Here is a 23,085-nt window from a genome sequence, read left to right as displayed (position 1 = left end):
CGTTTGCATGCCGCACCACGCGGCGATACCCCCATGACTGCACCTATTCGAACCTGCGCGATTGTAGCGTCGATTGCCCTGTTGAGCGTATTGGCCGGTTGCGGTCAGGCCGGGCCGCTGTATATCCCCGCGCGTCCGGTGAAACCGACGCCGCCGCCCGGCGCACCGCTGCCACCGCCGCCGCTCGTGCCCGAACCGCAGCGCGGCCCGTCGGTCGACGTGCCGCCAGCCGCTTCGCTTCCGGCAGCGAAGCCGGAATAAGCAGGAACAATACGAATTAAGGCGGAATGCGCGGAATGCGCCGATTTACGCCGATCTATGCCGGCAGGAAGCCCTCCGCCTCCCCGGCGTGCCCTAGTTGATTACCGAGTTTTCGCGATGTCCGACGCCATCTTCTCCTACCGCAACGACGTCCTCCATGCCGAGGGCGTTGCACTGCCCGCGCTCGCCGAGCGTTTCGGCACGCCTTTGTACGTCTATTCGAAAGCGGCCCTGACGAACGCGTACCAGGCTTACGCCAAGGCCTGCGAGGGCCGCAACGCCGCGGTGCACTATGCCGCCAAGGCGAACTCGAACCTCGCCGTGCTCGGCGTGTTCGCCAAGCTTGGCGCGGGTTTCGACATCGTGTCGGCCGGCGAACTCGCCCGCGTGATCGCGGCCGGCGGAGACCCGAAGCGCACCGTGTTCTCAGGCGTCGGCAAGCACGCGGACGAGATGCGCTACGCGCTCGAAAAGGACGTCTTCTGCTTCAACGTGGAATCGCGCCCAGAACTCGACCGACTCAATGAAGTCGCCGGGCAAATGGGCAAGCGCGCTCGCGTGTCGCTGCGCGTGAACCCGAACGTTGACGCCAAGACGCACCCATACATCTCCACCGGTCTGCGCGGCAACAAGTTCGGGGTGGCCTACGAAGAAGCCTTCGAGGCCTATCGCGCCGCCGCCGCCATGCCTAACCTCGAAGTCGTCGGCATCGACTGCCACATCGGGTCGCAAATCACGGAAATCTCGCCGTACCTCGACGCCACCGACAAGGTGCTCGATCTGGTCGAGAAGCTCGACGCTGCGGGCATCTCATTGCACCACATCGACGTGGGCGGCGGCCTGGGCATCACCTATACCGACGAGACGCCGCCCGATATCACCGCATTCGCCACCACGCTTCTCGATCACATCGCCAAGCGCGGCCACGGTCACCGTCAGGTGCTGTTCGAGCCGGGCCGCTCGCTCGTCGGCAACGCCGGCGTCCTGCTCACGCGCGTGGAATTCCTCAAGCACGGCGAGACGAAGAATTTCGCCATCGTCGATGCGGCCATGAACGATCTCGCGCGACCGGCAATGTACGAGGCCTATCACGGCATCGACCCTGTCGAGCGACGTGCCGTCGACGCGGCGATTTACGACGTCGTGGGCCCCGTGTGCGAAAGCGGCGACTGGCTCGGCCGCGACCGCACCTTGGCGATTGCCCCTGGCGATCTGCTCGCGATTCGCTCCGCAGGCGCCTACGGCTTCACGATGAGTTCCAACTACAACACGCGCCCGCGGGCGGCCGAAGTGATGGTCGATGGCAACGAAGCCTACCTCGTTCGCGAACGCGAAACGGTCGAGTCGCTCTTCGCGGGCGAACGACTGCTGCCTGCCAACGTCTGAGCCCGCCGCCTGCGAAGCGCCCACAGTACACGGGCGCCGAGCAGGCTCGCTACCACGATCGCGTAGATCGCCGGTTGGGCAAGATCGTTCTTGCCGGCCTTCATCCACCAGTAGTGCAGAATCGCCAGCACGGCAATCGCGTAGATGAGGCGATGCAGCCGCTGCCAACGCCGCCCGCCCATGCGTCGCACCACCGCGTGCGGCGACGTCAGCGCCAACGCCACCATCAGCACGAATGCCGTGAATCCTACGGTGATGAAGGGGCGCTTGCCCGACACGTCGTGCAGGATGCTCGCCCAATCGAACCACTGATCCAGCCAGACATACGTGGCGAAATGCAGCACGCCGTAGCAGCATGCAAACAGTCCAAGCATGCGCCGCAGCCTCAGCAGCCAAACCATGCCCGACAAGCGTCGCATCGGCGTAATCGCGAGCGTGATGCAAAGCATGACCAACGTCCATGTGCCGGTCGAACGGGTGATGAACTCAACCGGATTGGCTCCCAGCCGATCCATCACGCCATACGCAACCAGTCGCAGCCCCGGCGACAGCGCGAACAGGAACACGACCGCTTTCACCCAGGGCAGCCAGCGTTGCCGGTGTTGCGCCGATTGACCGGCCGCGCGCGCAGCGGCAACCGCTGACGGCAAACCGTTCCCGTTTCCTCGGGTGGGCGCCGCTGCCTCGACGGCGACGTCGGGGCCCTCGCCCGGATGACGTGGGGTGATGGACATATCGGCAGATCGACGCGGCGCGTGCGCTCAGAAGAATTTGCGTAGATCCATGCCCTGGTACAGGCTGGCCACCTGATCGCCGTAGCCATTGAACATCAGCGTTTTGCGCTTGGGCGTGAAAATGCCGCCGTCGCCAATGCGACGCTCGGTCGCCTGACTCCAACGCGGATGATCGACCTCGGGATTCACATTCGAGTAGAAACCATATTCGTCCGGTGCCGCGCGATTCCAACTCGTGAGCGGCATTTTCTCGACGAAGCGAATCGCGACGATGGATTTGGCGCTCTTGAACCCATACTTCCACGGCACCACCATCCGTACCGGCGCACCGTTCTGGTTCGGCAGCACCTCGCCGTACAAGCCGAACGTCAGCAGCGACAGCGGATGCATCGCTTCGTCCATCCGCAATCCCTCCACGTATGGCCAACTCAGCACGGGATACGATAGCCCCGGCATCTGCTTCGGATCGGCCAGCGTGACGAATTCCACATACTTCGCGTTGCCCGTCGGCTGCACCCGCCGGAACAGTTCAGACAGCGAGTAGCCGACCCAGGGGATCACCATCGACCACCCCTCCACGCAACGGTGGCGATAGACGCGCTCCTCAAGCGGTGCAAGCTTGAGCAGTGCATCGATATCGTAGACCTTCGGTTGCTTGACCTCGCCCTCAATGGCCACCTGCCACGGGCGCGGCTTGAGCGTACTGGCGCGGCGCGACGGATCGGACTTGTCGGTGCCGAACTCGTAGAAGTTGTTGTAGGTGGTGACGTCCTTGATATCGGTCGTCTTGTCTGTGATGACGTAACGCGTGTTGCGCGTCGCCGCCAGTTTCGCCAGGCCTGTGCCTGGACTGTCGGCCGCGAAGGCCGTCTGTAGCGGCAACAGCCCTAGGGCAGCGCCGCCCAGCCCCGTCAACCCGGCACCGGACGCGCGCAGAAAGCGCCGCCGAGCGGTGACGACCTCGTGCGGCGTAATGTCGCTCGCCGGAATGTCCGCCCCGCGCAAGCGCAATTGATCCTGTCTCATGATGTCCCCTCCTGCCAGCCGTTTGCACCACGGCCGCCGATTGCGCAACGTTGCGAACGCGCCTGCCCATTCAGACGGGTGCCGGAACGGCGTCGTTCCCATCGCCCTGGTGCGCAAAATCATACGACACGATGAAAAAAGCCGCCGGCAACAGCGTGCGGCGGCTTTCGCGCGATGCCCGATGCGGCAATGCGTGTCAGAGTTGACCGTAGCTGTGAAGTCCCGAGAGGAACATGTTCACACCGAGGAACGCGAAGGTCGTGATCAGCAAGCCGGTCAGTGACCACCACGCCGCCACCGCACCACGCAACCCCTTCATCAGGCGCATGTGCAGCCATGCCGCGTAGTTCAGCCAGACGATCAGCGCCCAGGTCTCCTTCGGGTCCCAGCTCCAGTAACCGCCCCACGCGTCGGCGGCCCACAGCGCACCGAGAATCGTAGCGATCGTGAAGAACGCGAAACCGACGGCAATCGCCTTATACATCAGGTCATCGAGCAACTCGAGCGACGGCAGGCGCGACGAGAAGAATCCGCTGTCGAGCGGCTTGCCGGCCACCGCCAGACGCCGGTTCTCGCCCGACTTGAGCAGATACGCCACCGCGACCATCGCGGCGAGCGCAAACGTGCCGTAACCGATGAAGTTCGCGGGCACATGAATCTTCATCCACCAGCTCTGCAATGCCGGCACCAGCGGTTGGATCTCGTAGGCACTGCGCGCCACGCTGTACCAGAGATTGAAGCCGACCGCCGCGCTGATCACGAGCAACACGAACGGCCCGAGCGAGCGTGTTTCGTAGTGATGCTCGTAATACAGATAAAACAGGGACGTGATCATGCAGAAGAGCACGAACACTTCGTACAGGTTCGAGATCGGGATATGACCGACGTCGGCGCCCACCAGATACGACTCGTACCAGCGCACCATCATGCCGGTGAAGCCGAGTAGCACAGCGGACCAGCACAACGCCGACCCGACGCTCGCACCGAACGGTGACCGCGCGATCAAGCCGCCCCAGTAGAAGAACGTGGCCAGGAAGAACAGCGCACTCATCCACAGGATGGCCGACTGACTCGAGAGGAAGTACTTGAGCAGGAACGCCTGGTCGGCGCGCGCCAGATCATGGTGATACAGCCCGATGCCCGAGAGGGCGAGGATCGCGATCCCGGCCATCAGCCACCTCACGGACCGCCAGTGCCAGCCCAGCAGCGCGAAGACCGGCACGCAGAGCACCAGAATCGTGTGCTCGTAATAATCCATGTAGTGTCCGTAGCGATTGAGGGCAAAGCCCGCCCCGATCGCCAGCGCCAGCGCGAACAGCCAGTCGCCGACACTGCGCCGACGCAGCCACGAGACTTCCGAATAGGTTTGCAATAACTCCATCTGTCTCACCCTTATCGTTTTGTGACGATCTCGTCGATCTCCGCCTTCGTACGGGCGAATTCCTTCTCGAAATCCAATGTGCGGCGCGTGGTCGACACGGCCATCAATACCGAACTACCGCCGTCCGGCGTGTCTTTGAGCCACAGCCACAGACGCCGCTCGCGCACGTAGAACATGGAGAAGATGCCAAGCACCAGCAGCAAGCTGCCAAGATACACGATCTTCTTGCCCGGCGAGCGCGTGAGCTGGAAGACGCTCGCCTGGATCTGGTCGAACGAATCGAGCTGCAGGTAGACGGGGGCGTCGTACAGGAAATTGTCGGACAGCGCGTTGGTCGCCGTATGCACGAAGCGCTCATTCTCGGGCGTCGGCGTCATGGCCGGCTGCCCGGCCTGTTCGCGCGCGACCTGCCACAGTTGCCAGATCGTGCCGTCCAGAATGCGGCGGAACATGTCGGCCGCATTCGATTGCTGATCCTGCGGGACCTTCTCGTTGACGAACTCCGCAATCGCCTGCAAGCCGCCCTTCGCATGGCTGGTTTTGCTTGCCGGAATCGCGCCGGCAAACAGATCGAGCTCGCGCTTGGCGCTCTCCTGCAATTGCCCGCGCAACGCTGCCGACGTCTGCGACGGCAGCGATTGGGCGGCGAAGCGGCGGGCCGCTTCCGCCCGAGCGCCATCGTCCTGAAGCGCGGCGCGCAGCAGCATCCATTGCTTGACGGAGCCGTCGGCGTCCGCCGGAATGCGCAGATACTGGAACGGGCCGTCCGGCGTATCGCGCACGCCGGTCATGAAGACGCGCTCGCCGTCGTCCACCAGAATCGGCAGCATGTAGTTGCGGTACTCCTTCGCCTGCCCATTGCGGTCGCGCACCTTGTACTGCACCGACGGCCCGACGTTGCGCAAATCCTTGCCCACGTCGGGGCGCGCGCCCGAGCCGAGTCGGGCGTTCAGATCATCTCGCAATGACTTGCGGGCCACACCGCGCACGTCGCGCTCGCCGCTGCCATTGCTGATGTTCTCGACGTTGATGGCGCGGAAATCACTGAACTCGACGGTGTATTCGTCCTGGCGGGCGCCGCCGCTACGCAATTGCGTCGAACCGCCCACGTTCCCCGAGAACGCAAACGCTCGGTCGGTCGGGCCGTGCATGGGATACCCCGTGAGCTTGAGCTTGCTGCCGCCGTCCTCGAAGCTCGACTGGTAGATCGCCACGCCCTTGTAGATGAATGGTTCGTTGACCTTTACCGTCGCGTTCATCGACTTGCCGGTCTCGGGGTCGGTGACCACGATATCGCTCGCGAACAGCTTCGGCATGCCGGTCGAGTAGTAGTCGACGTGGAATTTCTTCAACTCGACCGAGAACGGCAGGTCCTGCACCACCGAGCCATCCTGGAAATTCAGAATCGCCGTGTTCGATTTACCGCCCTCCGGCACGAACGCATAACCGCGAAACGCCGGATTGTTCGGCGAGAGGCGGTGCGTCTGGGGAATCTGGGCAATCACGGCGTTGCCCTGCAGCGGCGACTTGCCGAACAGCGCCATCTGGAGACGAATGAGCAGGTCGCTGTCGACCAGTCCGCCCAGGCAGATGATCACGATCGCACTGTGCGCGAAGATGTAGCCGATCTTGTTGACCGCGCCGGTCTTGGCCGCGACGAGCGTCGCGCCGTCGCGCTCGCGGACGACGAACCGGTAGCTGCGGCGTCCGAGATAGCCCGTGAGGCGCGACACGAGGTCGGTGCGCGACGCCGGGCCGGTGAATTCGGCCTTGTGACCGAAGGCTCGCAGACTGCCCTCGCGCACGTGATCGCGCCAGCTGCGGATGTCCGCGACCATCTTCGGCGCGTTGCGTACGATGCACAGCGTCGTCGACGCCATGAGAAAGAAGAGGATCAACAGGAACCACCACGAGCTGTACACGGTGTACAGACCGAGCGAGCGGAAGATGTCGGCCCAGAACGGACCGAACTGATTGACGTAGTTGGGGTAAGGGTCGCCCTGCTTGAGCACGGTGCCCACGATGCTGGCAATCGCAAGCACGCTCAGCAGGCTGATGGCGAAACGCATCGAGCTGACCAGCTCGACGCCATCGCGCACCCACCGCTGCGCGCCCTTGATCTGCATTCCCGAGGTACTGAGGCTCATCCTGTGTCCGACAACAAAAAAGGGCGGGGACGCGTCTCTTACGCGCCCGCCACCCTGTGTATGCTAAACCAGTTCCATCCGGCCGCCCTGCGGTGCCGCAGCTGGTTTCGTTATAAGTCAGCGAATATACCCTGACGTTCACATGATGTCAGAGCATGGGCTGCCGATCAGCGCAAACCGGCGATGTAATCCGCGACTGCCTTGATTTCCTTGTCCGACAGCCTCGAGGCGACCGTGTGCATCGGCGCATTGTTTTTGCGAACCTCGTCGCGGAACGCCACCAACTGGGCGGCGGTGTATTCCGCCCACTGGCCGGACAGACGGGGATACTGCGACGGCATACCGGCACCGGTCGGGCCGTGGCAGGAGGCGCAGGCGGGAACGCCCTTTTCGGCCAGTCCGCCGCGGTAGATCTTCTGGCCCAGCGGCACGGTGTCCTTGTCGCGCGCGGCCCCCGGTTTCATGGTCTGCGAGGCGAAATAGGCGGCGACGTTGTGCATGTCCTGATCGGACAGCGCGGCGACCATGCCGGCCATGATGGCGTTGTTGCGCGCCGGCGTTTTGCCGGGCTGGGCCTTGAATTCGGTGAGCTGTTTGTAGAGATATTCGGCGTGCTGACCGGCGAGCTTCGGATAAGCGCCACCGGTGCTGTTGCCGTCTGCGGCGTGGCAGGCGGCACACACCTGACTGGCAATGGCCTGACCCCGGTTCAGGTCGGGTTTGGCGGGCGCCTGAGGCTCGGCGGCGTGTCCTGCACCGCTCAGAAGAAAGCATGCCAGCGCCAACGGTGTTGCAGCGAGAGACTTCCACACTCCTCGGTTCATTCGCACACCTTATATCTGTTTTGTCGGGAAATCGGTCGTTCGAACTCACCGTCCGGCGTCGCGTTTCTCCTCCAGCCGCACGGCGCGCGAGACGTTCGGACAAGCCTTGGCAAGGCCAAGGTTAACTTTCATATTGTACAATAAAGTCTTTCCCCGACTTTAGGGGATTTCCATGTAGAAGGCCGCAGAACGGGGCTTCCCGGGCTTTCGCCGGGGGCGCATCGAACCCACCGTCTTGCGTGCCTGCGCCCGCGTTGCAGCCCGACTCCTGTGGCTGCGGCGCTCCTCGGTCCCCGTCATGTCCCTACTTCATCAAGCCCGCTTCTTCACGACCGTCAATCATCTGCGCGACCTGCCGCCCACGGCCGTGCCCGAGGTCGCCTTCGCGGGTCGCTCGAACGCGGGCAAGTCCAGCGCACTCAACATTCTTTGCAATCAGAAGCGGCTGGCCTTCTCGAGCAAGACGCCAGGCCGCACGCAGCACATCAATTACTTCGAGATCGCGCACCTCGAGCATCTGTACGGCTATCTCGTCGATTTGCCTGGCTATGGCTACGCCGAAGTCGGCGGTGGCGTGAAGGTCCACTGGCAGCAGCTTCTGGGCGACTACCTCGTGCAGCGGCCGCAATTGCGCGGCCTCGTCCTTGTGATGGACTCACGCCGTCCGTTCACGGATCTCGATTGCGAGCTGATCGACTGGTTCATGCCGACGGGGCGGACCATCCACGTGCTGCTGACCAAGGCCGACAAGCTGACGCGTCAGGAAGCGACCGTGGTACTGCGCGACACGCAAAAGCGACTGGCGGCCCTGCCGCGCACTGACGGCCTGCCGTCCGACGATCCCGCAACGCCGCCGCAGTTCACCGCCCAACTGTTTTCGTCACTCAAGCGTACCGGCGTGGAAGCCGCGCAACGCGTGCTCGAAGACTGGCTCGCCATTCCTGCACGCACCACCGCCAAGAAGTAAGCGGGCATCAAGCCTCGAGGGGGCGGCGAAGACCAGACGTGCCGCGCAGGCGCGGCAAATCGTCGCGGCGAGTCGCGCGGCCCTCCATGCGTTTGGCGCAATATCGGCGCGCGCAACGCGGCCGGGCACGCCCCCTCGGCCGAACGGATGAGTGCGCTCGAATCCCCCCGAACGCTGCGTTGCCAAGGGCTTGACCGACACGATTCGCGCGCCCATAAAAAAACCGCCGTGTAGGCACGGCGGGTTTAAATGAGCCTTATCGTAGAACGACAGGCGCCCGCTCAGGGAGGAGAAGCGGGGGACGTCGCACGCAGTGCGAACATCCGGTTGGTATGATATACCATGCGTTCGAAAGTTTCCCGGCAAGTGCCGTTTTTTGCGCACGTTCCCGCTGGCGGGATCGCTGAGCCAGCGGCAACGACGCGCGGGTTTCGGGATGCCTCCGCGACCGACTTCACCAGAATCTTCGACGCGCCATTCTTCGTCCAAAGGACCCATCGCATGAGTTCCTTCCCCCTGCTTCGCCCGCGCCGCATGCGACGCGATGATTTTTCGCGCCGTCTGATGCGCGAAAACCACCTGACTTGCGACGACCTCATTTATCCGGTGTTCGTGCTCGAAGGCGAGAACCGCCGCGAGGCCGTCGATTCGATGCCCGGCGTCGAGCGCGTCTCGGTCGACGAACTGCTACGCGTTGCCGACACGTGTGTCACGCTAGGGGTGCCGGTGATCTCGCTATTCCCGAACATCGACGCGTCGTTCAAGACGCCCGACGGCATCGAGGCCACCAATCCGGATGGCCTGATCCCGCGCGCTGTGCGTGAGCTTAAACGCCACTTCCCGGATCTTGGCGTATTGACCGACGTTGCCCTCGACCCGTACACGAGCCATGGCCAGGATGGCGTGCTCGACGACAACGGTTACGTCATCAACGACGTGACGACCGGCATTCTCGTGAAGCAAGCGCTCACGCAGGCGGAAGCAGGCGTGGACATCGTCGCGCCGTCCGACATGATGGATGGTCGTATCGGCGCCATTCGCGAAGCGCTCGAAGCCGACGGCCACATCCACACGCGCATCATGGCGTATGCCGCCAAGTACGCGTCGGCCTTCTATGGCCCGTTCCGCGATGCCGTCGGATCGGCGTCGAACCTGGGCAAGGGCAACAAGATGACGTATCAGATGGACCCCGCCAACTCCGATGAAGCGCTGCGTGAAGTCGCGCTCGACATCGAAGAAGGGGCGGACATGGTGATGGTCAAGCCCGGCATGCCGTATCTGGACATCGTGCGCCGCGTGAAGGACGAGTTCCGCTTCCCCACGTACGCCTACCAGGTCAGCGGTGAATACGCGATGCTCAAGGCTGCCGCGCAAAACGGCTGGCTCGACCACGACAAGGTCATGATGGAATCGCTGCTTGCCTTCAAACGTGCTGGCGCCGATGGCATCCTGACATACTTCGCGCTCGACGCGGCAAGGCTGATTCGCGCGCAAGCGTAATCCGCAGCCGCCGGCACCACCGAATCCGTTCGCGATGCGCCGCGTTCGGGTTCGGGTTCGGGTTCGGGTTCGGGTTCGGGTTCGGGTTCGGGTTCGGGTTCGGGTTCGGGTTCGGTGCCAATGCTCAGGTGGCCGGGCCCAACGCTTTGTCGAGGCTACGCAGGAACTGATCCGCCGACTGCGCGCCGATCACGCGCACGCCCTTTCTCTCGTTACCGTTGCTGTCAAAGAAGAGAATGCCCGGCGGGCCGAACAGCCCGAAGCGCTTGAGCAGTGCCTGATCATCGGCACTGTTGGCCGTGACATCCGCCTGCACGAGCAACATCTGATCAAGTCTGGCTTTGACCCGCGGATCCGTGAAGACGAAGCGCTCCATTTCCTTGCAGCTGATGCACCAGTCCGCATAGAAGTCGAACATCACCGGACGGTCCGCCGTAGCGATGATCTGATCGAGTTCGGCAACACTGCGTACGCGATGAAACCGGACGCCCTCGACCCTGGGGGCATCGGCGTTGGCGCTCCCCGAGGTGGCGACGGTCAACCCGGCAAGCGGCGCCAGCGGATCACGCGCCCCCACTGCCGCCCCCACCAAGGCAACGGCGCCAAGCAGAGCCACGACGACCCCCATCCCCTTGAGCACGCGTCGCGCCGCGCTCACACCGTCGGGCAACCGATCGAAAACGTGCATGAAGGCGGCTGCCACCAGCAGCAGCGCTCCCACGCCGAGCAACAGCACAGGCGTGCTCAGCAATGGCCGCACAATCCACAGTGCAACACCGAGAAGCAGGAAGCCAAAGCAGCGCTTCACGCCGTCCATCCACGCCCCGGCGCGCGGCAGCAATGCACCGCCACCGCCCGCGAGGATCACCAGCGGCAACCCCATCCCGAGCGACAACGCGAAGAGCGTTGCGCCACCAAATACCGCATCCCCGGTCCTCGCGATAAAGGCGAGCGCGGCCGCAAGCGGCGCGGTCACGCACGGACTCACGATCAGTCCCGACATCACGCCCATCATCGCCGCACCGATCCATTGCCCGGACTGCTGCCTGCGAGCGGCATCGTCGATGCGGGCGCGCCACATCAACGGCAATTGGATTTCATACATCCCGAACATCGACAGCGACAGAATCACCATGAGCAGAGCAAACGAAACCAGCACCCATGGCGCCTGCAGGAACGCGATGAGGCCTTGCCCCAGCAACCCGGCAGCGACACCAATGGCGGTATTCACGACGGCCATGCCGAGCACATAGGCGAGCGCCAGACGCACAGCCTTGCCTCGACTGGCCCCCTGTCCGGCGACAATCGACAGGAGAATCGGCACCATCGGCAGCACGCACGGCGTAAAGGCCAACCCGACACCCAACGCGAAGAAGATCGCCAATGCCAGCGCGAAGCTTCCACCGGAGAGAATCCGCTCGGCCTCGTGATAGTCGTCCCGCGCCGACAACCAGCCACCAGCGGTACCGGCATCAGGTACCGCAGACACCGATGTCGACGACGTGATGGCAGACTGTCCGGCCGACGCCTGAGCCTTGCCACCGAGCAGCGCCAGCGTCGCGGATCCGGGCTGCGACTTGGCCGCTGACTCCCCCTGCGCCTCCCCACCCGTATCCCCGTCACTCGCCACGCCAATGGCTGCGGCGGAAATCTTCATCGGCTTGTCCATCGGGGGATAGCACAACCCCTTCTCAGCGCAGCCCTGCATGGTGACATTCAGGGTGAACGGCCCACCGGCACGACTGACGGGAATACGAACGTCGATGGGCTCGTGATACACCTCCATGTCCTTGCCGAAGGTCTCGTCGCGTTTGACTTCGCCTTTCGGAAACTCGGGAGCGCCCAGCGCGACAGCGGGATTGTCGGTAGCGAAAGCAAACCGTTCTCGGTAGAGGTAATAACCCTTGGCAACGTCAAAATGCAGCAACACGGCACCGGGCTGCTCGGTCTTCGACACCTTGAAGGCGACATCCGGATCGAGAAAGTCGTCAGCGGCGTGGGCTCGCCCGGCCCCGAGCGACAGAACCGCCACCGCGACCAGTAACGCGAGCGACCACAGCCACAGGGCGCGATGTCGCATCGCGCCTGATTCATCGAGACCGCCTCGTACAACCGCCGGCCCCACCCTCGTCTTCCCATCAGACATGCAACGTCCCCCGCGTCTCACCCTCGACCCACCGCGCGTACGCGGGCAACGCCGCCGAAGCGGGCCACGCCACGATCTCCGGCACGTCGTACGGATGATGTTCTTTAATGAATTGCTCGAGGGCGCCATAACGCCCAGCCGTCGTCTTGATCATGAGCGGCACCTCCACGCTCGTCTCGCGCTTGCCCTGCCAGCGATAACTGGAACGCACGGGTGCCATTTGCTGCACGCACGCCGCCAGCCGCTCGGCCAGCATGCCGTCGGTGGCAGCCTCGGCGCTGGCCTCGTCGGGGAACGTCGTCATGACGATAAGCAGGGCATCCATGATGTGCGGTAGACCGTTCAAGCGTGGGGATTGTTCACTGTACACCGACGCCGGGAAACGTGTGCGATCGGCCGGCTATTTCCGGAATAACACGCCGACGCCTTCGGACAACACCTCAAAACGAAAAAAGCCAGGTCGACGACCTGGCTTCTTCTGACGGCTGACGGTCGTAAAAGACCGTGGCGCGAATCGCTTACTCAGCGACTTCCGGCGCTTCCGTGTCGACTTCCGGACGATCCAGCAGTTCGACGAAAGCCATCGGCGCGTTATCGCCCACGCGGAAACCCATCTTGAGGATGCGCAGGTAGCCGCCCGGACGGTTGGCAAAACGCGGACCCAGTTCGTTGAACAGCTTGGTGACCATGTCACGATCGCGCAGGCGGTTGAACGCCAGACGACGGTTGGCCACCGAATCCTTCTTGCCCAGGGTGATGAGGGGCTCGACGACCTTGCGCAGTTCCTTCGCCTTCGGCAGCGTGGTCTTGATCGCTTCGTGTTGGATCAACGAGTTCGACATGTTGCGCAGCATTGCCAGACGGTGGCTGCTGGTACGGTTCAGCTTACGAAGACCATGACGGTGACGCATTTCAACTTTCCTTTAAACAGAGTTTTCGACCTAGCTCTTCTATCGGTGACCATCACCGCGGGCCGGTACCTTCGCTATCGGCCGTATCGGAACGTTCAAGAACACTCCGACGCGCCGCACTTACGTAGCGACACGGCCGCCCGAGGGCGGCCATGCCGTTACGCCTTACTTCTCGAGACCAGCCGGCGGCCAGTTTTCGAGCTTCATGCCCAGCGTGAGGCCACGCGAGGCAAGCACTTCCTTGATCTCGTTGAGCGACTTGCGACCCAGGTTCGGGGTCTTGAGCAATTCGTTCTCGGTACGCTGGATCAGGTCGCCGATGTAGTAGATGTTTTCGGCCTTCAGGCAGTTGGCCGAACGCACCGTCAACTCGAGATCGTCCACCGGACGCAGCAGGATCGGATCGATCTGCGGCGCACGCGACGGGGCTTCGCTGGCGGCTTCCGTGCCTTCCAGCGCAGCGAACACCGACAGTTGGTCGACGAGGATGCGAGCCGATTGACGGATCGCTTCTTCCGGCGACACCACACCGTTGGTCTCGATGTTCATCACGAGCTTGTCCAGGTCGGTACGCTGTTCAACGCGGGCCGATTCGACCGCATAGCTCACACGCTTGACCGGCGAGAACGACGCGTCGAGGACGACGCGGCCGATCACCTTGGCCGACTCGTCGCCATAACGGCGCACGTTACCCGGGACATAACCACGACCCTTTTCGATCTTGATCTGCACGTCGAGCTTGCCGCCCTTGGCCAGATGCGCAATCACGTGGTCGGGATTGATCAGTTCCACATCATGCGGCACTTCGATATCCGAAGCGCGCACCACACCTTCACCATCCTTGCGCAGCGTAACGGTGACTTCGTCACGGTTATGCAGCTTGAACACCACACCCTTCAGGTTCAACAGGAAGTTAACGACATCTTCCTGGACACCGTCGATGGTGGAATATTCGTGCACAACGCCGGCGATCGTCACTTCGGTCGGGGCATAACCGACCATCGACGACAACAGCACGCGGCGAAGCGCGTTACCCAAGGTGTGGCCGTAGCCACGTTCGAACGGCTCCATCACGACTTTGGCGTGATGCTCACCGACCGGCTCAACCGCAATGATCTTGGGCTTCAACAAACTGGTTTGCATAGGTTTCCTTTTCAATACCCTCGGCTCGTTACACCGATAAGGCTGATGCGTGACAACCTGCACGGAACGCAAAAACGCGCCGTGAGGCGCGTCAGCATACGGATATTAACGCGAATACAATTCGACGATCAGGCTTTCGTTGATGTCGCCTGCGATATCGCTACGTTCCGGCAGTGCCTTGAAAGTACCTTCCATTTTCTTGGAATCAACCGAAACCCAGATCGGGAAACCGACTTGCTCGGCCAGCGACAGTGCTTCTTGAATACGCACTTGCTTCTTGGCCTTGTCGCACACGGTGATCACGTCGCCGGCCTTGACCTTGATCGACGGGATGTTGGACACAACACCATTCAGCGAGATCGCCTTGTGGCCGACCAGCTGGCGCGCTTCAGCGCGCGTCGAGCCGAAACCCATGCGGTACACGACGTTGTCGAGGCGCGATTCGAGCAGTTGCAGCAGGTTTTCACCCGTGTTGCCCTTGACGCGATCGGCTTCCGCGAAATAGCGACGGAATTGGCGCTCAAGCACGCCGTAGATACGCTTGACCTTCTGCTTTTCGCGCAGTTGGTTGCCGTAGTCCGACGTACGAGCACCCGAGGTGCGACCATGCTGACCCGGCTTGCTGTCCAGCTTGCACTTGTCGGCGAGCGAGCGGCGTGCGCTCTTCAGGAAGAGGTCGGTACCTTCACGGCGGGAGAGTTTGGCCTTCGGGCCGATATAACGTGCCACGGTTGTTCCTTTATCTCAAAATCTGACGCAGCGAACTTTGTCCACTACGCAAGTCCGGTACCTATGTACCGGACGGTGGTCTTAGAAATTGCTACGCGCACGGCCGAGACCGTGCGCGAACCCGCGATTATAGCAGGATTTGCTTCTACGTCTTAGATACGACGACGCTTCGGCGGGCGGCAGCCGTTGTGCGGGACCGGCGTCACGTCCGAGATGGCCGTAATCTTGATACCCAGCGCATTCAGCGCACGAACCGCCGATTCGCGACCCGGGCCCGGGCCCTTGATGCGAACTTCCAGGTTCTTCACGCCGTATTCCAGCGCCACGCGGCCAGCCGACTCGGCAGCAACCTGGGCAGCGAACGGGGTCGACTTGCGCGAACCCTTGAAGCCCTGGCCACCCGACGTCGCCCATGCCAGCGCATTGCCCTGACGATCGGTGATCGTAATGATGGTGTTGTTGAACGAAGCGTGGACGTGCACGACGCCTTCGGCAACGCTCTTCTTGACCTTCTTGCGAACGCGCTGCGAAGCGGCGTTGTTCTGTTGCTTAGCCATGAGTTCCTATCCTCTGGTTACTTCTTCAGCGAGACGCCGGCCTTACGCGGGCCCTTGCGGGTACGCGCATTGGTACGGGTGCGCTGACCGCGAAGCGGCAAGCCCTTGCGGTGACGCATACCACGATAGCAGCCCAGGTCCATCAGGCGCTTGATGTTCATGGTCACTTCACGGCGCAGGTCGCCCTCGACCGTCAGTTGACCGACTTGATCACGCAGCTTTTCGAGATCCGCGTCGTCGAGGTCCTTGACCTTCTTCGACAACGGCACACCGGCGGCTTCGCAAATCTGGCGAGCGCGCGTGCGGCCGACACCGTAAATGGCCGTCAAGCCGATTGCGGTGTGCTGGTGGTTCGGGATGTTAACCCCTGCGATACGAGCCATTCGTAATTCCCCAACTAAATAGCGTTAAAGGCCGATTAGCCCTGACGTTGCTTGTGGCGCGGATCCGAACTGCAGATCACGCGCAGCACGCCTTTGCGCTTCACAAACTTGCAATTGCGGCAGATGCACTTAACAGATGCCAAAACTTTCATGACAATTCCCTCTCTCTAATCACTTCGCCCGGAAGACGATCCGCGCACGCGACAGATCGTAGGGCGTCAACTCTACCGTCACCTTATCTCCAGGCAGGATGCGGATGTAATGCATCCGCATCCTGCCGGAAATATGTCCAAGTACTACATGGCCATTTTCCAGCTTTACCCGGAAGGTGGCATTGGGGAGGTTTTCAAGGACCTCACCCTGCATTTGTATAACGTCGTCTTTCGACATGATCCAGGATCAGCGAAGCGTCATGTTATTGCCGCCCTTGAAATTCGCTTTTTTGAGCAGCGACTCATACTGTTGCGACATCACATACGACTGCACTTGCGCCATGAAATCCATCGTCACCACCACGATAATCAGCAGTGAGGTTCCACCGAAGTAGAACGGGACGTTCCAACGCAACACCAGAAACTCAGGCAGCAGACACACCAGGGTGACATAAGCTGCACCGGCCAGCGTCAGGCGCGTCAGGATCTTGTCGATGTACCGTGCCGTCTGATCGCCCGGACGGATACCCGGGACGAACGCGCCGCTCTTCTTCAGGTTGTCCGCGGTCTCCTTGCTGTTGAACACCAGTGCGGTGTAGAAGAAGCAGAAGAACACGATCGCCAGTGCGTAGAGCATCACGTAAATCGGCTGACCCGGCGACAACTTCGCCGCGATATCCTTGAGCCAACGCGTGCTGTCGCCTGCGCCGAACCAGTTCGCGATCGTTGCCGGGAACAGGATGATCGACGATGCAAAGATCGGCGGAATCACGCCTGCCATATTCAGCTTGAGCGGCAGGTGCGAAGCCTGGCCACCATACACCTTGTTGCCGACCTGGCGTTTGGCGTAGTTCACGAGGATCTTGCGCTGACCTCGTTCGACAAACACGACGAAGAACGTCACGAGCACCACGAGCGCACAGATCACGATGGCCGAGAACGGACCGATCGAACCGGTGCTGACAAGCTCGAACAGACCGCCCACAGCGTTCGGGAGTCCGGCCGCGATACCACCAAAGATGATGATCGAGATGCCGTTACCGAGGCCGCGTTCGGTGATCTGCTCACCGAGCCACATCAGGAACATCGTGCCGGTCACGAGCGTGATCACCGTCGTCAGGCGGAACAGCATGCCCGGATCGACGACGAGCCCAGGCTCGCTCTCCAACGTCACTGCGATCGCCGCTGCCTGGAAGAGCGCGAGCACCACCGTGAAATACCGGGTGTACTGCGTGATCTTGCGCTGGCCGGCCTGGCCTTCCTTGCGCAACGCTTCCAACTGTGGCGAAACCATCGCCAGCAGCTGCATGATGATCGACGCCGAAATGTACGGCATGATCCCCAGTGCGAATATCGTGAAACGCGACAACGCACCACCCGAGAACATGTTGAACATGCCCAGGATCCCGCCCGACTGGCGCTGGAACAACTGCGCCAGCTGATCGGGGTCGATGCCCGGCACCGGGATATGCGCACCAATACGGTAGACGATCAACGCCAGCAGCAGGAAAACCAGCCGCCGGCGCAGATCCGCATACTTCGGGCCCTGCGTACCAGGCTTAGCGAGATTAGGAGACTTGGCCAATGCTGGCTCCGGGGTGACCTAACTTACTCTGCGACCGAACCGCCGGCCGCTTGAATCGCCGTGAGCGCACCCTTGGTGACGCCCAGACCCTTCACAACGACCTTGCGGGTGATCTCGCCCGAGGCGATGATCTTGGCCGACAGCGACAGCTCGCTCACCAGACCGGCCTGCTTCAGAACCAACAGATCGATCTCGTCGACCGGCAGGTTGTTCAGGTCCGCCAGGCGAACTTCGCCCACGAAACGACGCGTCAGCGACTTGAAACCACGCTTCGGCAGACGACGTTGCAGCGGCATTTGACCGCCTTCGAAGCCCACCTTGTGGAAGCCGCCCGAACGCGACTTCTGACCCTTGTGACCACGGCCGGCGGTTTTACCCAGACCCGAACCGATGCCACGGCCAACGCGGCGCTTGGCGTGCTTGGCGCCTTCTGCCGGCTTAATCGAATTCAATTCCATTTTGCCCTCGCTCAGTCGACGATCTTCACAAGGTACGAAACCTTGTTGATCATGCCCCGCACAGCGGGCGTATCCTGCAACTCGCTGACCGAATTGAGGCGACGCAGGCCCAGGCCCTTGACGGTCGCGCGGTGTTCTTCACGCGTACCGATCAGGCTCTTGACCAGCTTAACTTTCACAGTTTGCTGCGACATATTGATCACCCTTAGCCGAGGATCTCTTCCACCGACTTGCCACGCTTGGCGGCGATGTCAGCAGGAGTCGATTGTTTCTTCAGGCCGTCGAGCGTGGCGCGGACCAGGTTGTACGGGTTCGTCGAGCCCAGGCTCTTCGTTACCACGTTGGTCACGCCCATCACCTCGAACACCGCGCGCATCGGGCCACCGGCGATCACGCCGGTACCGTCCTTCGCCGGCGACATCAGGACGCGCGAGGCGCCATGCTGGCCGAGAACGTTGTGTTGCAGGGTGCCGTTCTTCAGGGGCACCTTGAACATGTTGCGGCGGGCTTGTTCCATCGCCTTTTGAACGGCAACCGGCACTTCCTTCGCCTTGCCCTTGCCCATGCCGATGCGGCCATCGCCGTCACCAACCACGGTCAACGCGGCAAAACCGAGAATACGGCCACCCTTCACAACCTTCGTGACACGGTTGACCGCGATCATCTTCTCGCGAAGGCCGTCGTCGCGTTCGTCAGCCTGAACTTTCGCTTGCATCTTTGCCATGACGGATCCTTACTTAGAACTTGAGGCCGGCTTCACGGGCAGCGTCGGCCAGAGCCTTGACGCGACCGTGATAGCGGAAGCCCGAGCGGTCGAAAGCCACGCTTTCGATGCCGGCAGCCTTCGCCTTCTCGGCGATACGACGGCCGATCAGCGCAGCAGCAGCAGCGTTGCCACCCTTGCCTTCCTTGTCGCCCAGTTCCTTGCGCACTTCGGCTTCCAGCGTCGAAGCGCTGGCCAGCACTTGCGTGCCGTCTTCCGAAAAAACTTGCGCGTAGATGTGCACGTTGGTGCGATGCACGGAAAGGCGATGCACCTTTTGAGCTGCCAGCTTGATACGAGTCTGGCGAGCACGGCGCACACGAGATTGTTTCTTGTCCATGTTTCGCACCCTTTACTTCTTCTTGGTTTCCTTGAGGATCACCACCTCGTCCGCATAGCGGACGCCCTTGCCCTTGTAGGGTTCGGGCGGACGGTAACCGCGAACTTCCGCAGCCACTTGTCCGATGCGTTGCTTATCAACGCCCTTGATGATGATCTCCGTCTGCGTCGGGGTCTCGGCCTTCACGCCTTCCGGCATGGCATGCACGACATCGTGCGAGAAACCCAGCTCGAGCTTCAGGTTCGTACCTTCAGCCTTGGCACGGTAACCCACGCCAACGAGTTGCAGCTTCCTTTCGAAACCCTTGCTCACACCGGTCACCATATTGTTGACCAGTGCACGTTCGGTGCCATACAGCGCATTCGCTTCGCGGCTTTCGTCAGCCGGGGCGAAGGTGATGGTGCCGTCTTCGATCTTGACGTTCACGAGGGCGTTAATACCGCGGGTCAGCGAACCCAGGGCACCCTTGACCGTCAACACATTGCCTGCCAGCGTGGCTTCCACGCCCTTCGGCAGTGCAATGGGACTCTTACCTACTCGAGACATTTCAACTCTCCTCGGTTAGGCGACGTAGCAGATGACTTCGCCGCCCACGCCGGTGGCGCGTGCCTTGCGATCGGTCATCACGCCCTTCGGGGTCGAGACGATTGCAACGCCGAGGCCGTTCATGACCTGCGGGATGTCGTTGCGGCTCTTGTACACGCGAAGACCCGGGCGGGACACGCGCTCGAGGCGCTCGATCACCGGACGGCCAGCGTAGTACTTCAGTGCAATGTTCAGCACTGCTTTCGTTTCTTCTGCTTCAACCGCGAAGTCTTCGATGTAGCCTTCGTCCTTCAGGACCTTGGCGATCGAGACCTTCAGCTTGGACGAGGGCATCTTCACCGATGCTTTCTCAACCATCTGAGCGTTGCGGATGCGAGTCAGCATATCGGCGATAGGATCGCTCATGCTCATGGTGCTTCTCCTATTACCAGCTAGCTTTGGTCACGCCCGGGATTTCGCCACGGAAGGCGATTTCACGGATCTTGTTACGGGCCAGGCCGAATTTGCGGAAGGTACCGCGCGGACGGCCAGTCAGGTCGCAACGATTGCGTTGACGCGTCGGATTGGCGTTACGCGGCAGCTGTTGCAGCGCCAGACGTGCTTCATAACGCTCGTCTTCCGACTTGCTGGTGTCTTCGATGATCGCTTTGAGGGCGGCGCGCTTGGCAGAAAACTTCTGCGCCAGACGGGCGCGTTTCTTTTCGCGTTCGATAAGTGCCAGTTTAGCCACGATTACCTCAGTTACGGAACGGGAATTTGAACGCCGACAGAAGAGCCTTGGCTTCTTCGTCAGTCTTCGCGGTCGTGGTGATGCTGATGTTCAGACCACGCAGCGCGTCGATTTTGTCGTACTCGATTTCGGGGAAGATGATCTGTTCCTTCACACCGATGTTGTAGTTGCCGCGACCATCGAACGCACGACCCGAAATACCGCGGAAGTCACGCACGCGCGGCAGTGCCACGGTGATGAAACGATCCAGGAATTCGAACATACGCTCGCCGCGCAGCGTCACCATCGTACCGATCGGGTAACCTTCGCGGATCTTGAAACCGGCAATTGCCTTGCGAGCCTTCGTCACCACCGGCTTTTGGCCAGCGATTTTCGTGAGGTCGCCAACGGCGTGCTCAATGATCTTCTTGTCGGCGACGGCTTGACCAAGGCCCATGTTCAGGGTGATCTTGGTGATGCGCGGCACTTCCATGACAGACTTGTAACCGAACTGCTTTGTCAGCTCGGCGACAACCTTGTCTTTATAGAATTCTTGCAAACGGGCCATTATCTATACTCCCTGTGACTTAGGCACCGACGACCGCACCGGTCGTCTTGAGGAAGCGGACCTTCTTGCCGTCTTCGACCTTGATGCCCACGCGCGACGGCTTGCCATTGGCATCCACCAGCGCCACGTTCGACACGTGGATCGGCATCGTCTTGTCGACCACGCCACCTTGCGTACCCTTCATCGGGTTCGGCTTGACGTGCTTTTTGGCAACGTTCACGCCTTCGACGACCAACTTGTCGCCATCAACGGCCAGGACCGTGCCACGTTTGGCCTTGTCCTTACCCGTCAGCACGATGACCTGGTCACCCTTGCGAATCTTGTTCATGTGTCGGCTCCTTACAGCACTTCCGGGGCCAGCGACACGATCTTCATGAAGCGTTCGGTACGCAGTTCACGCGTAACCGGCCCGAAGATACGGGTGCCGATCGGCTCGAGCTTGGTGTTGAGCAGCACGGCGGCGTTGCCGTCGAATTTGACCAGCGAGCCGTCCTGGCGACGCACGCCCTTGGCGGTGCGCACGACCACTGCGTTATAGATTTCGCCCTTCTTGACGCGACCACGCGGGGCAGCATCCTTCACGCTGACCTTGATGATGTCGCCAATGCCGGCGTAGCGACGCTTGGAGCCGCCCAGCACCTTGATGCACATCACTTCACGCGCACCGGTGTTGTCGGCTACTTCGAGCCGGGTTTCAGTTTGAATCATGGTGTTATCTTCCCAACTTAATCCGACACATACGCGTCGGTCAGTCTTGGTCCCCGTCAGCACCAAAGGGTGCCGTTTGGGTTGAGTCGTTCAAAAGTGGACAACTTTGCAACCTCAACCAGACCCGTAGAGGATACGAATCGGCTTCGGAAGCCATCCACTCCCTTGCGAAACCAAAGACCGGTTTTAGCGAAAGAAGCGGAAAGTCCGGAATTATACAATGATAATTCCGGACTTGCAAGTCAAGCCTTCGCTTCAGCGCGCTTTAGATGATACGGGCGGCTTCCACGAGACGGGAGACCGTCCAGGCCTTGGTCTTCGACAGCGGGCGGGATTCTTGAATCTCGACCGTATCGCCTTCCTTGTACTGGTTGGTCTCATCGTGCGCGTGGTACTTCTTCGAACGCACGATGTACTTGCCGTAGAGCGGGTGCTTCATTTGACGCTCGACCAGCACGGTAACCGTCTTGTCCATCTTGTCGCTGACAACCTTACCCACGAGGGTACGCTTCAGCGAGGTCTTAGCGGTATCGTTCATTTCTGGCTCGCCTTCTCAGTCAACACGGTACGCACACGCGCGATGTCCTTGCGCACCTTCTTCAGCTGGCTGGTGTTGCTCAGCTGTTGGGTGCCCGCTTGCATGCGAAGACCGAATTGGGCCTTCAGCAGATCCGACAGTTCCTTGTTCAGGCCGTCGACATCCTTGGCACGAAGTTCGGATGCTTTCATTTCAAATTCTCCCCTCAGGCGCCAAGGCGACGTACGAAGAACGTCGTCTGAATCGGCAGCTTGGCAGCAGCCAGGCGGAACGCCTCGCGCGCCAACGCTTCATCCACACCGTCCATTTCGTACAGCATCTTGCCCGGTTGAATCTCGGCGACGTAGTACTCCGGGTTACCCTTACCGTTACCCATACGCACTTCTGCCGGCTTTTGCGAGATCGGCTTGTCCGGGAAGATACGGATCCAGATACGGCCACCGCGCTTGATGTGGCGAGTCATGGCGCGACGCGCGGCTTCGATTTGACGAGCCGTCAGACGACCACGACCGACCGCCTTCAGGCCGAATTCGCCGAACGACACTTCGTTACCACGCGTGGCAACGCCAGTGTTACGGCCCTTCTGCTCTTTGCGATACTTTCTGCGTTTCGGTTGCAGCATG

The 23,085-nt window shown here is 61.4% G+C and carries 32 protein-coding genes; 4 read left to right on the top strand and 28 right to left on the bottom strand.

Annotated features, from left to right (window positions below; genetic code table 11):
• The first annotated feature begins 33 nt into the window (after window positions 1-33).
• Both lptM and lysA read left to right on the top strand, forming a co-directional pair.
• Entirely contained in the window at window positions 34-261 is a 228-nt protein-coding gene (gene lptM / locus PEP31012_RS16080) for an LPS translocon maturation chaperone LptM (protein WP_085982717.1), read from the top strand.
• 117 nt (window positions 262-378) lie between these two features.
• Window positions 379-1,647 (top strand): diaminopimelate decarboxylase, encoded by a 1,269-nt coding sequence (gene lysA, locus PEP31012_RS16075; RefSeq protein ID WP_150590320.1) that lies wholly within the window; start codon window positions 379-381, stop codon window positions 1,645-1,647.
• Here the strand turns inward: lysA and PEP31012_RS16070 are convergent.
• The 5 genes from PEP31012_RS16070 to PEP31012_RS16050 all read right to left on the bottom strand — a co-directional run bounded on the left by PEP31012_RS16070 (window position 1,575) and on the right by PEP31012_RS16050 (window position 7,759).
• Complete coding sequence (locus PEP31012_RS16070; RefSeq protein WP_246171335.1) at window positions 1,575-2,381, bottom strand: protein-methionine-sulfoxide reductase heme-binding subunit MsrQ; 807 nt, start codon at window positions 2,379-2,381, stop codon at window positions 1,575-1,577. The two genes, lysA and PEP31012_RS16070, sit on opposite strands and share 73 nt — an antisense overlap.
• Before the next feature lie 27 nt (window positions 2,382-2,408).
• Window positions 2,409-3,407 (bottom strand): protein-methionine-sulfoxide reductase catalytic subunit MsrP, encoded by a 999-nt coding sequence (msrP, locus tag PEP31012_RS16065; protein ID WP_150590319.1) that lies wholly within the window; start codon window positions 3,405-3,407, stop codon window positions 2,409-2,411.
• A 196-nt stretch (window positions 3,408-3,603) separates the two neighbouring features.
• The gene (gene ccsB, locus PEP31012_RS16060; protein ID WP_150590318.1) at window positions 3,604-4,788 is read right to left on the bottom strand and encodes a c-type cytochrome biogenesis protein CcsB; all 1,185 of its coding nucleotides are present in this window, start codon (window positions 4,786-4,788) and stop codon (window positions 3,604-3,606) included.
• An 11-nt stretch (window positions 4,789-4,799) separates the two neighbouring features.
• Entirely contained in the window at window positions 4,800-6,935 is a 2,136-nt protein-coding gene (locus PEP31012_RS16055) for a cytochrome c biogenesis protein ResB (RefSeq protein WP_246171334.1), read from the bottom strand.
• Window positions 6,936-7,102: 167 nt separating this feature from the next.
• Window positions 7,103-7,759, bottom strand: a complete 657-nt coding sequence (locus PEP31012_RS16050; RefSeq protein ID WP_150590317.1) for a c-type cytochrome — start codon at window positions 7,757-7,759, stop codon at window positions 7,103-7,105.
• A gap of 298 nt (window positions 7,760-8,057) precedes the next feature.
• On the opposite strand from PEP31012_RS16050, the gene yihA reads away from it, so the two are divergent.
• Window positions 8,058-8,726 carry a ribosome biogenesis GTP-binding protein YihA/YsxC gene (gene yihA / locus PEP31012_RS16045; protein ID WP_150590316.1) on the top strand — a complete coding sequence of 223 codons (669 nt, stop codon included), beginning with the start codon at window positions 8,058-8,060 and terminating at the stop codon, window positions 8,724-8,726.
• Between the two features lie 501 nt (window positions 8,727-9,227).
• A complete protein-coding gene (gene hemB, locus PEP31012_RS16040) occupies window positions 9,228-10,226 on the top strand; it encodes a porphobilinogen synthase (protein WP_150590315.1) in 999 nt (332 codons plus the stop codon).
• Window positions 10,227-10,350: 124 nt separating this feature from the next.
• Here hemB and dsbD read toward each other — a convergent pair whose 3' ends face one another.
• The 23 genes from dsbD to rplP form a co-directional block, all read right to left on the bottom strand.
• A complete protein-coding gene (dsbD, locus tag PEP31012_RS16035) occupies window positions 10,351-12,306 on the bottom strand; it encodes a protein-disulfide reductase DsbD (RefSeq protein WP_246171333.1) in 1,956 nt (651 codons plus the stop codon).
• A gap of 58 nt (window positions 12,307-12,364) precedes the next feature.
• Window positions 12,365-12,697 carry a divalent-cation tolerance protein CutA gene (cutA, locus tag PEP31012_RS16030; protein WP_150590314.1) on the bottom strand — a complete coding sequence of 111 codons (333 nt, stop codon included), beginning with the start codon at window positions 12,695-12,697 and terminating at the stop codon, window positions 12,365-12,367.
• Window positions 12,698-12,890: 193 nt separating this feature from the next.
• Entirely contained in the window at window positions 12,891-13,283 is a 393-nt protein-coding gene (rplQ, locus tag PEP31012_RS16025; protein ID WP_150590313.1) for a 50S ribosomal protein L17, read from the bottom strand.
• Between the two features lie 165 nt (window positions 13,284-13,448).
• On the bottom strand, window positions 13,449-14,426 hold the full coding sequence (locus PEP31012_RS16020) for a DNA-directed RNA polymerase subunit alpha (RefSeq protein ID WP_150590312.1): 978 nt from the start codon (window positions 14,424-14,426) through the stop codon (window positions 13,449-13,451).
• Between the two features lie 105 nt (window positions 14,427-14,531).
• Complete coding sequence (gene rpsD / locus PEP31012_RS16015; protein ID WP_150590311.1) at window positions 14,532-15,155, bottom strand: 30S ribosomal protein S4; 624 nt, start codon at window positions 15,153-15,155, stop codon at window positions 14,532-14,534.
• Window positions 15,156-15,307: 152 nt separating this feature from the next.
• Window positions 15,308-15,712 carry a 30S ribosomal protein S11 gene (rpsK, locus tag PEP31012_RS16010; RefSeq protein WP_010804113.1) on the bottom strand — a complete coding sequence of 135 codons (405 nt, stop codon included), beginning with the start codon at window positions 15,710-15,712 and terminating at the stop codon, window positions 15,308-15,310.
• 17 nt (window positions 15,713-15,729) lie between these two features.
• Complete coding sequence (gene rpsM / locus PEP31012_RS16005; protein ID WP_150590310.1) at window positions 15,730-16,095, bottom strand: 30S ribosomal protein S13; 366 nt, start codon at window positions 16,093-16,095, stop codon at window positions 15,730-15,732.
• 35 nt (window positions 16,096-16,130) lie between these two features.
• Window positions 16,131-16,247, bottom strand: coding sequence for a 50S ribosomal protein L36 (rpmJ, locus tag PEP31012_RS16000; RefSeq protein ID WP_010804115.1), 117 nt, complete (start codon window positions 16,245-16,247; stop codon window positions 16,131-16,133).
• Between the two features lie 19 nt (window positions 16,248-16,266).
• Window positions 16,267-16,485: a translation initiation factor IF-1 gene (gene infA, locus PEP31012_RS15995; protein ID WP_150590309.1), complete on the bottom strand. Its 219-nt coding sequence runs from the start codon at window positions 16,483-16,485 to the stop codon at window positions 16,267-16,269.
• Between the two features lie 9 nt (window positions 16,486-16,494).
• On the bottom strand, window positions 16,495-17,832 hold the full coding sequence (gene secY / locus PEP31012_RS15990) for a preprotein translocase subunit SecY (RefSeq protein ID WP_150590308.1): 1,338 nt from the start codon (window positions 17,830-17,832) through the stop codon (window positions 16,495-16,497).
• 23 nt (window positions 17,833-17,855) lie between these two features.
• Window positions 17,856-18,290 carry a 50S ribosomal protein L15 gene (gene rplO / locus PEP31012_RS15985; RefSeq protein ID WP_010804118.1) on the bottom strand — a complete coding sequence of 145 codons (435 nt, stop codon included), beginning with the start codon at window positions 18,288-18,290 and terminating at the stop codon, window positions 17,856-17,858.
• A gap of 11 nt (window positions 18,291-18,301) precedes the next feature.
• Window positions 18,302-18,484 carry a 50S ribosomal protein L30 gene (gene rpmD, locus PEP31012_RS15980; RefSeq protein WP_010804119.1) on the bottom strand — a complete coding sequence of 61 codons (183 nt, stop codon included), beginning with the start codon at window positions 18,482-18,484 and terminating at the stop codon, window positions 18,302-18,304.
• Between the two features lie 11 nt (window positions 18,485-18,495).
• Window positions 18,496-19,014 (bottom strand): 30S ribosomal protein S5, encoded by a 519-nt coding sequence (rpsE, locus tag PEP31012_RS15975; RefSeq protein ID WP_010804120.1) that lies wholly within the window; start codon window positions 19,012-19,014, stop codon window positions 18,496-18,498.
• A 13-nt stretch (window positions 19,015-19,027) separates the two neighbouring features.
• Complete coding sequence (rplR, locus tag PEP31012_RS15970) at window positions 19,028-19,393, bottom strand: 50S ribosomal protein L18 (protein WP_010804121.1); 366 nt, start codon at window positions 19,391-19,393, stop codon at window positions 19,028-19,030.
• 12 nt (window positions 19,394-19,405) lie between these two features.
• A complete protein-coding gene (gene rplF, locus PEP31012_RS15965; protein WP_150590307.1) occupies window positions 19,406-19,939 on the bottom strand; it encodes a 50S ribosomal protein L6 in 534 nt (177 codons plus the stop codon).
• Window positions 19,940-19,954: 15 nt separating this feature from the next.
• Window positions 19,955-20,350: a 30S ribosomal protein S8 gene (gene rpsH, locus PEP31012_RS15960; RefSeq protein WP_017235791.1), complete on the bottom strand. Its 396-nt coding sequence runs from the start codon at window positions 20,348-20,350 to the stop codon at window positions 19,955-19,957.
• Window positions 20,351-20,363: 13 nt separating this feature from the next.
• Complete coding sequence (rpsN, locus tag PEP31012_RS15955) at window positions 20,364-20,669, bottom strand: 30S ribosomal protein S14 (protein ID WP_042113420.1); 306 nt, start codon at window positions 20,667-20,669, stop codon at window positions 20,364-20,366.
• A gap of 7 nt (window positions 20,670-20,676) precedes the next feature.
• Complete coding sequence (gene rplE, locus PEP31012_RS15950) at window positions 20,677-21,216, bottom strand: 50S ribosomal protein L5 (RefSeq protein WP_010804125.1); 540 nt, start codon at window positions 21,214-21,216, stop codon at window positions 20,677-20,679.
• A gap of 19 nt (window positions 21,217-21,235) precedes the next feature.
• The gene (gene rplX, locus PEP31012_RS15945; protein ID WP_023593828.1) at window positions 21,236-21,544 is read right to left on the bottom strand and encodes a 50S ribosomal protein L24; all 309 of its coding nucleotides are present in this window, start codon (window positions 21,542-21,544) and stop codon (window positions 21,236-21,238) included.
• Window positions 21,545-21,555: 11 nt separating this feature from the next.
• Window positions 21,556-21,924, bottom strand: coding sequence for a 50S ribosomal protein L14 (gene rplN / locus PEP31012_RS15940; protein WP_010804127.1), 369 nt, complete (start codon window positions 21,922-21,924; stop codon window positions 21,556-21,558).
• A gap of 265 nt (window positions 21,925-22,189) precedes the next feature.
• Complete coding sequence (gene rpsQ, locus PEP31012_RS15935) at window positions 22,190-22,462, bottom strand: 30S ribosomal protein S17 (RefSeq protein WP_010804128.1); 273 nt, start codon at window positions 22,460-22,462, stop codon at window positions 22,190-22,192.
• On the bottom strand, window positions 22,459-22,653 hold the full coding sequence (rpmC, locus tag PEP31012_RS15930; RefSeq protein ID WP_010804129.1) for a 50S ribosomal protein L29: 195 nt from the start codon (window positions 22,651-22,653) through the stop codon (window positions 22,459-22,461). The genes rpsQ and rpmC overlap by 4 nt, the downstream gene beginning before the upstream one ends.
• Window positions 22,654-22,667: 14 nt before the next feature.
• Window positions 22,668-23,084 (bottom strand): 50S ribosomal protein L16, encoded by a 417-nt coding sequence (gene rplP / locus PEP31012_RS15925; RefSeq protein ID WP_010804130.1) that lies wholly within the window; start codon window positions 23,082-23,084, stop codon window positions 22,668-22,670.
• Between the last annotated feature and the right edge of the window lies 1 nt (window position 23,085).

This window comes from Pandoraea eparura, from assembly GCF_902459725.1.
Taxonomy (GTDB): Bacteria; Pseudomonadota; Gammaproteobacteria; order Burkholderiales; family Burkholderiaceae; genus Pandoraea; species Pandoraea eparura.
The sequence above is the reverse complement of the archived record's forward strand: the minus strand, read 5'-3'. Positions and strand labels throughout refer to the sequence as shown.

What these genes read in the sequence shown, in the direction of transcription:
- cutA (WP_150590314.1), bottom strand. Translation starts at nt 12,697, where the DNA reads ATGGATGCCCTGCTTATCGTCATGACGACGTTCCCCGACGAGGCCAGC.
- rpsH (WP_017235791.1), bottom strand. Translation starts at nt 20,350, where the DNA reads ATGAGCATGAGCGATCCTATCGCCGATATGCTGACTCGCATCCGCAAC.
- PEP31012_RS16070 (WP_246171335.1), bottom strand. Translation starts at nt 2,381, where the DNA reads ATGTCCATCACCCCACGTCATCCGGGCGAGGGCCCCGACGTCGCCGTC.
- PEP31012_RS16020 (WP_150590312.1), bottom strand. Translation starts at nt 14,426, where the DNA reads ATGCAAACCAGTTTGTTGAAGCCCAAGATCATTGCGGTTGAGCCGGTC.
- lysA (WP_150590320.1), top strand. Translation starts at nt 379, where the DNA reads ATGTCCGACGCCATCTTCTCCTACCGCAACGACGTCCTCCATGCCGAG.
- dsbD (WP_246171333.1), bottom strand. Translation starts at nt 12,306, where the DNA reads ATGCGACATCGCGCCCTGTGGCTGTGGTCGCTCGCGTTACTGGTCGCG.
- rpmJ (WP_010804115.1), bottom strand. Translation starts at nt 16,247, where the DNA reads ATGAAAGTTTTGGCATCTGTTAAGTGCATCTGCCGCAATTGCAAGTTT.
- rplX (WP_023593828.1), bottom strand. Translation starts at nt 21,544, where the DNA reads ATGAACAAGATTCGCAAGGGTGACCAGGTCATCGTGCTGACGGGTAAG.
- rpsK (WP_010804113.1), bottom strand. Translation starts at nt 15,712, where the DNA reads ATGGCTAAGCAACAGAACAACGCCGCTTCGCAGCGCGTTCGCAAGAAG.
- rplP (WP_010804130.1), bottom strand. Translation starts at nt 23,084, where the DNA reads ATGCTGCAACCGAAACGCAGAAAGTATCGCAAAGAGCAGAAGGGCCGT.
- rpmD (WP_010804119.1), bottom strand. Translation starts at nt 18,484, where the DNA reads ATGTCGCAGCAAACTGTGAAAGTTAAGCTGGTCAAGAGCCTGATCGGT.
- infA (WP_150590309.1), bottom strand. Translation starts at nt 16,485, where the DNA reads ATGTCGAAAGACGACGTTATACAAATGCAGGGTGAGGTCCTTGAAAAC.
- ccsB (WP_150590318.1), bottom strand. Translation starts at nt 4,788, where the DNA reads ATGGAGTTATTGCAAACCTATTCGGAAGTCTCGTGGCTGCGTCGGCGC.
- rpsQ (WP_010804128.1), bottom strand. Translation starts at nt 22,462, where the DNA reads ATGAACGATACCGCTAAGACCTCGCTGAAGCGTACCCTCGTGGGTAAG.
- rplF (WP_150590307.1), bottom strand. Translation starts at nt 19,939, where the DNA reads ATGTCTCGAGTAGGTAAGAGTCCCATTGCACTGCCGAAGGGCGTGGAA.
- rpsM (WP_150590310.1), bottom strand. Translation starts at nt 16,095, where the DNA reads ATGGCTCGTATCGCAGGGGTTAACATCCCGAACCACCAGCACACCGCA.
- rpmC (WP_010804129.1), bottom strand. Translation starts at nt 22,653, where the DNA reads ATGAAAGCATCCGAACTTCGTGCCAAGGATGTCGACGGCCTGAACAAG.
- PEP31012_RS16050 (WP_150590317.1), bottom strand. Translation starts at nt 7,759, where the DNA reads ATGAACCGAGGAGTGTGGAAGTCTCTCGCTGCAACACCGTTGGCGCTG.
- rplR (WP_010804121.1), bottom strand. Translation starts at nt 19,393, where the DNA reads ATGGACAAGAAACAATCTCGTGTGCGCCGTGCTCGCCAGACTCGTATC.
- hemB (WP_150590315.1), top strand. Translation starts at nt 9,228, where the DNA reads ATGAGTTCCTTCCCCCTGCTTCGCCCGCGCCGCATGCGACGCGATGAT.
- rplO (WP_010804118.1), bottom strand. Translation starts at nt 18,290, where the DNA reads ATGGAATTGAATTCGATTAAGCCGGCAGAAGGCGCCAAGCACGCCAAG.
- rplN (WP_010804127.1), bottom strand. Translation starts at nt 21,924, where the DNA reads ATGATTCAAACTGAAACCCGGCTCGAAGTAGCCGACAACACCGGTGCG.
- lptM (WP_085982717.1), top strand. Translation starts at nt 34, where the DNA reads ATGACTGCACCTATTCGAACCTGCGCGATTGTAGCGTCGATTGCCCTG.
- yihA (WP_150590316.1), top strand. Translation starts at nt 8,058, where the DNA reads ATGTCCCTACTTCATCAAGCCCGCTTCTTCACGACCGTCAATCATCTG.
- msrP (WP_150590319.1), bottom strand. Translation starts at nt 3,407, where the DNA reads ATGAGACAGGATCAATTGCGCTTGCGCGGGGCGGACATTCCGGCGAGC.
- rplE (WP_010804125.1), bottom strand. Translation starts at nt 21,216, where the DNA reads ATGGCCCGTTTGCAAGAATTCTATAAAGACAAGGTTGTCGCCGAGCTG.
- rplQ (WP_150590313.1), bottom strand. Translation starts at nt 13,283, where the DNA reads ATGCGTCACCGTCATGGTCTTCGTAAGCTGAACCGTACCAGCAGCCAC.
- rpsE (WP_010804120.1), bottom strand. Translation starts at nt 19,014, where the DNA reads ATGGCAAAGATGCAAGCGAAAGTTCAGGCTGACGAACGCGACGACGGC.
- PEP31012_RS16055 (WP_246171334.1), bottom strand. Translation starts at nt 6,935, where the DNA reads ATGAGCCTCAGTACCTCGGGAATGCAGATCAAGGGCGCGCAGCGGTGG.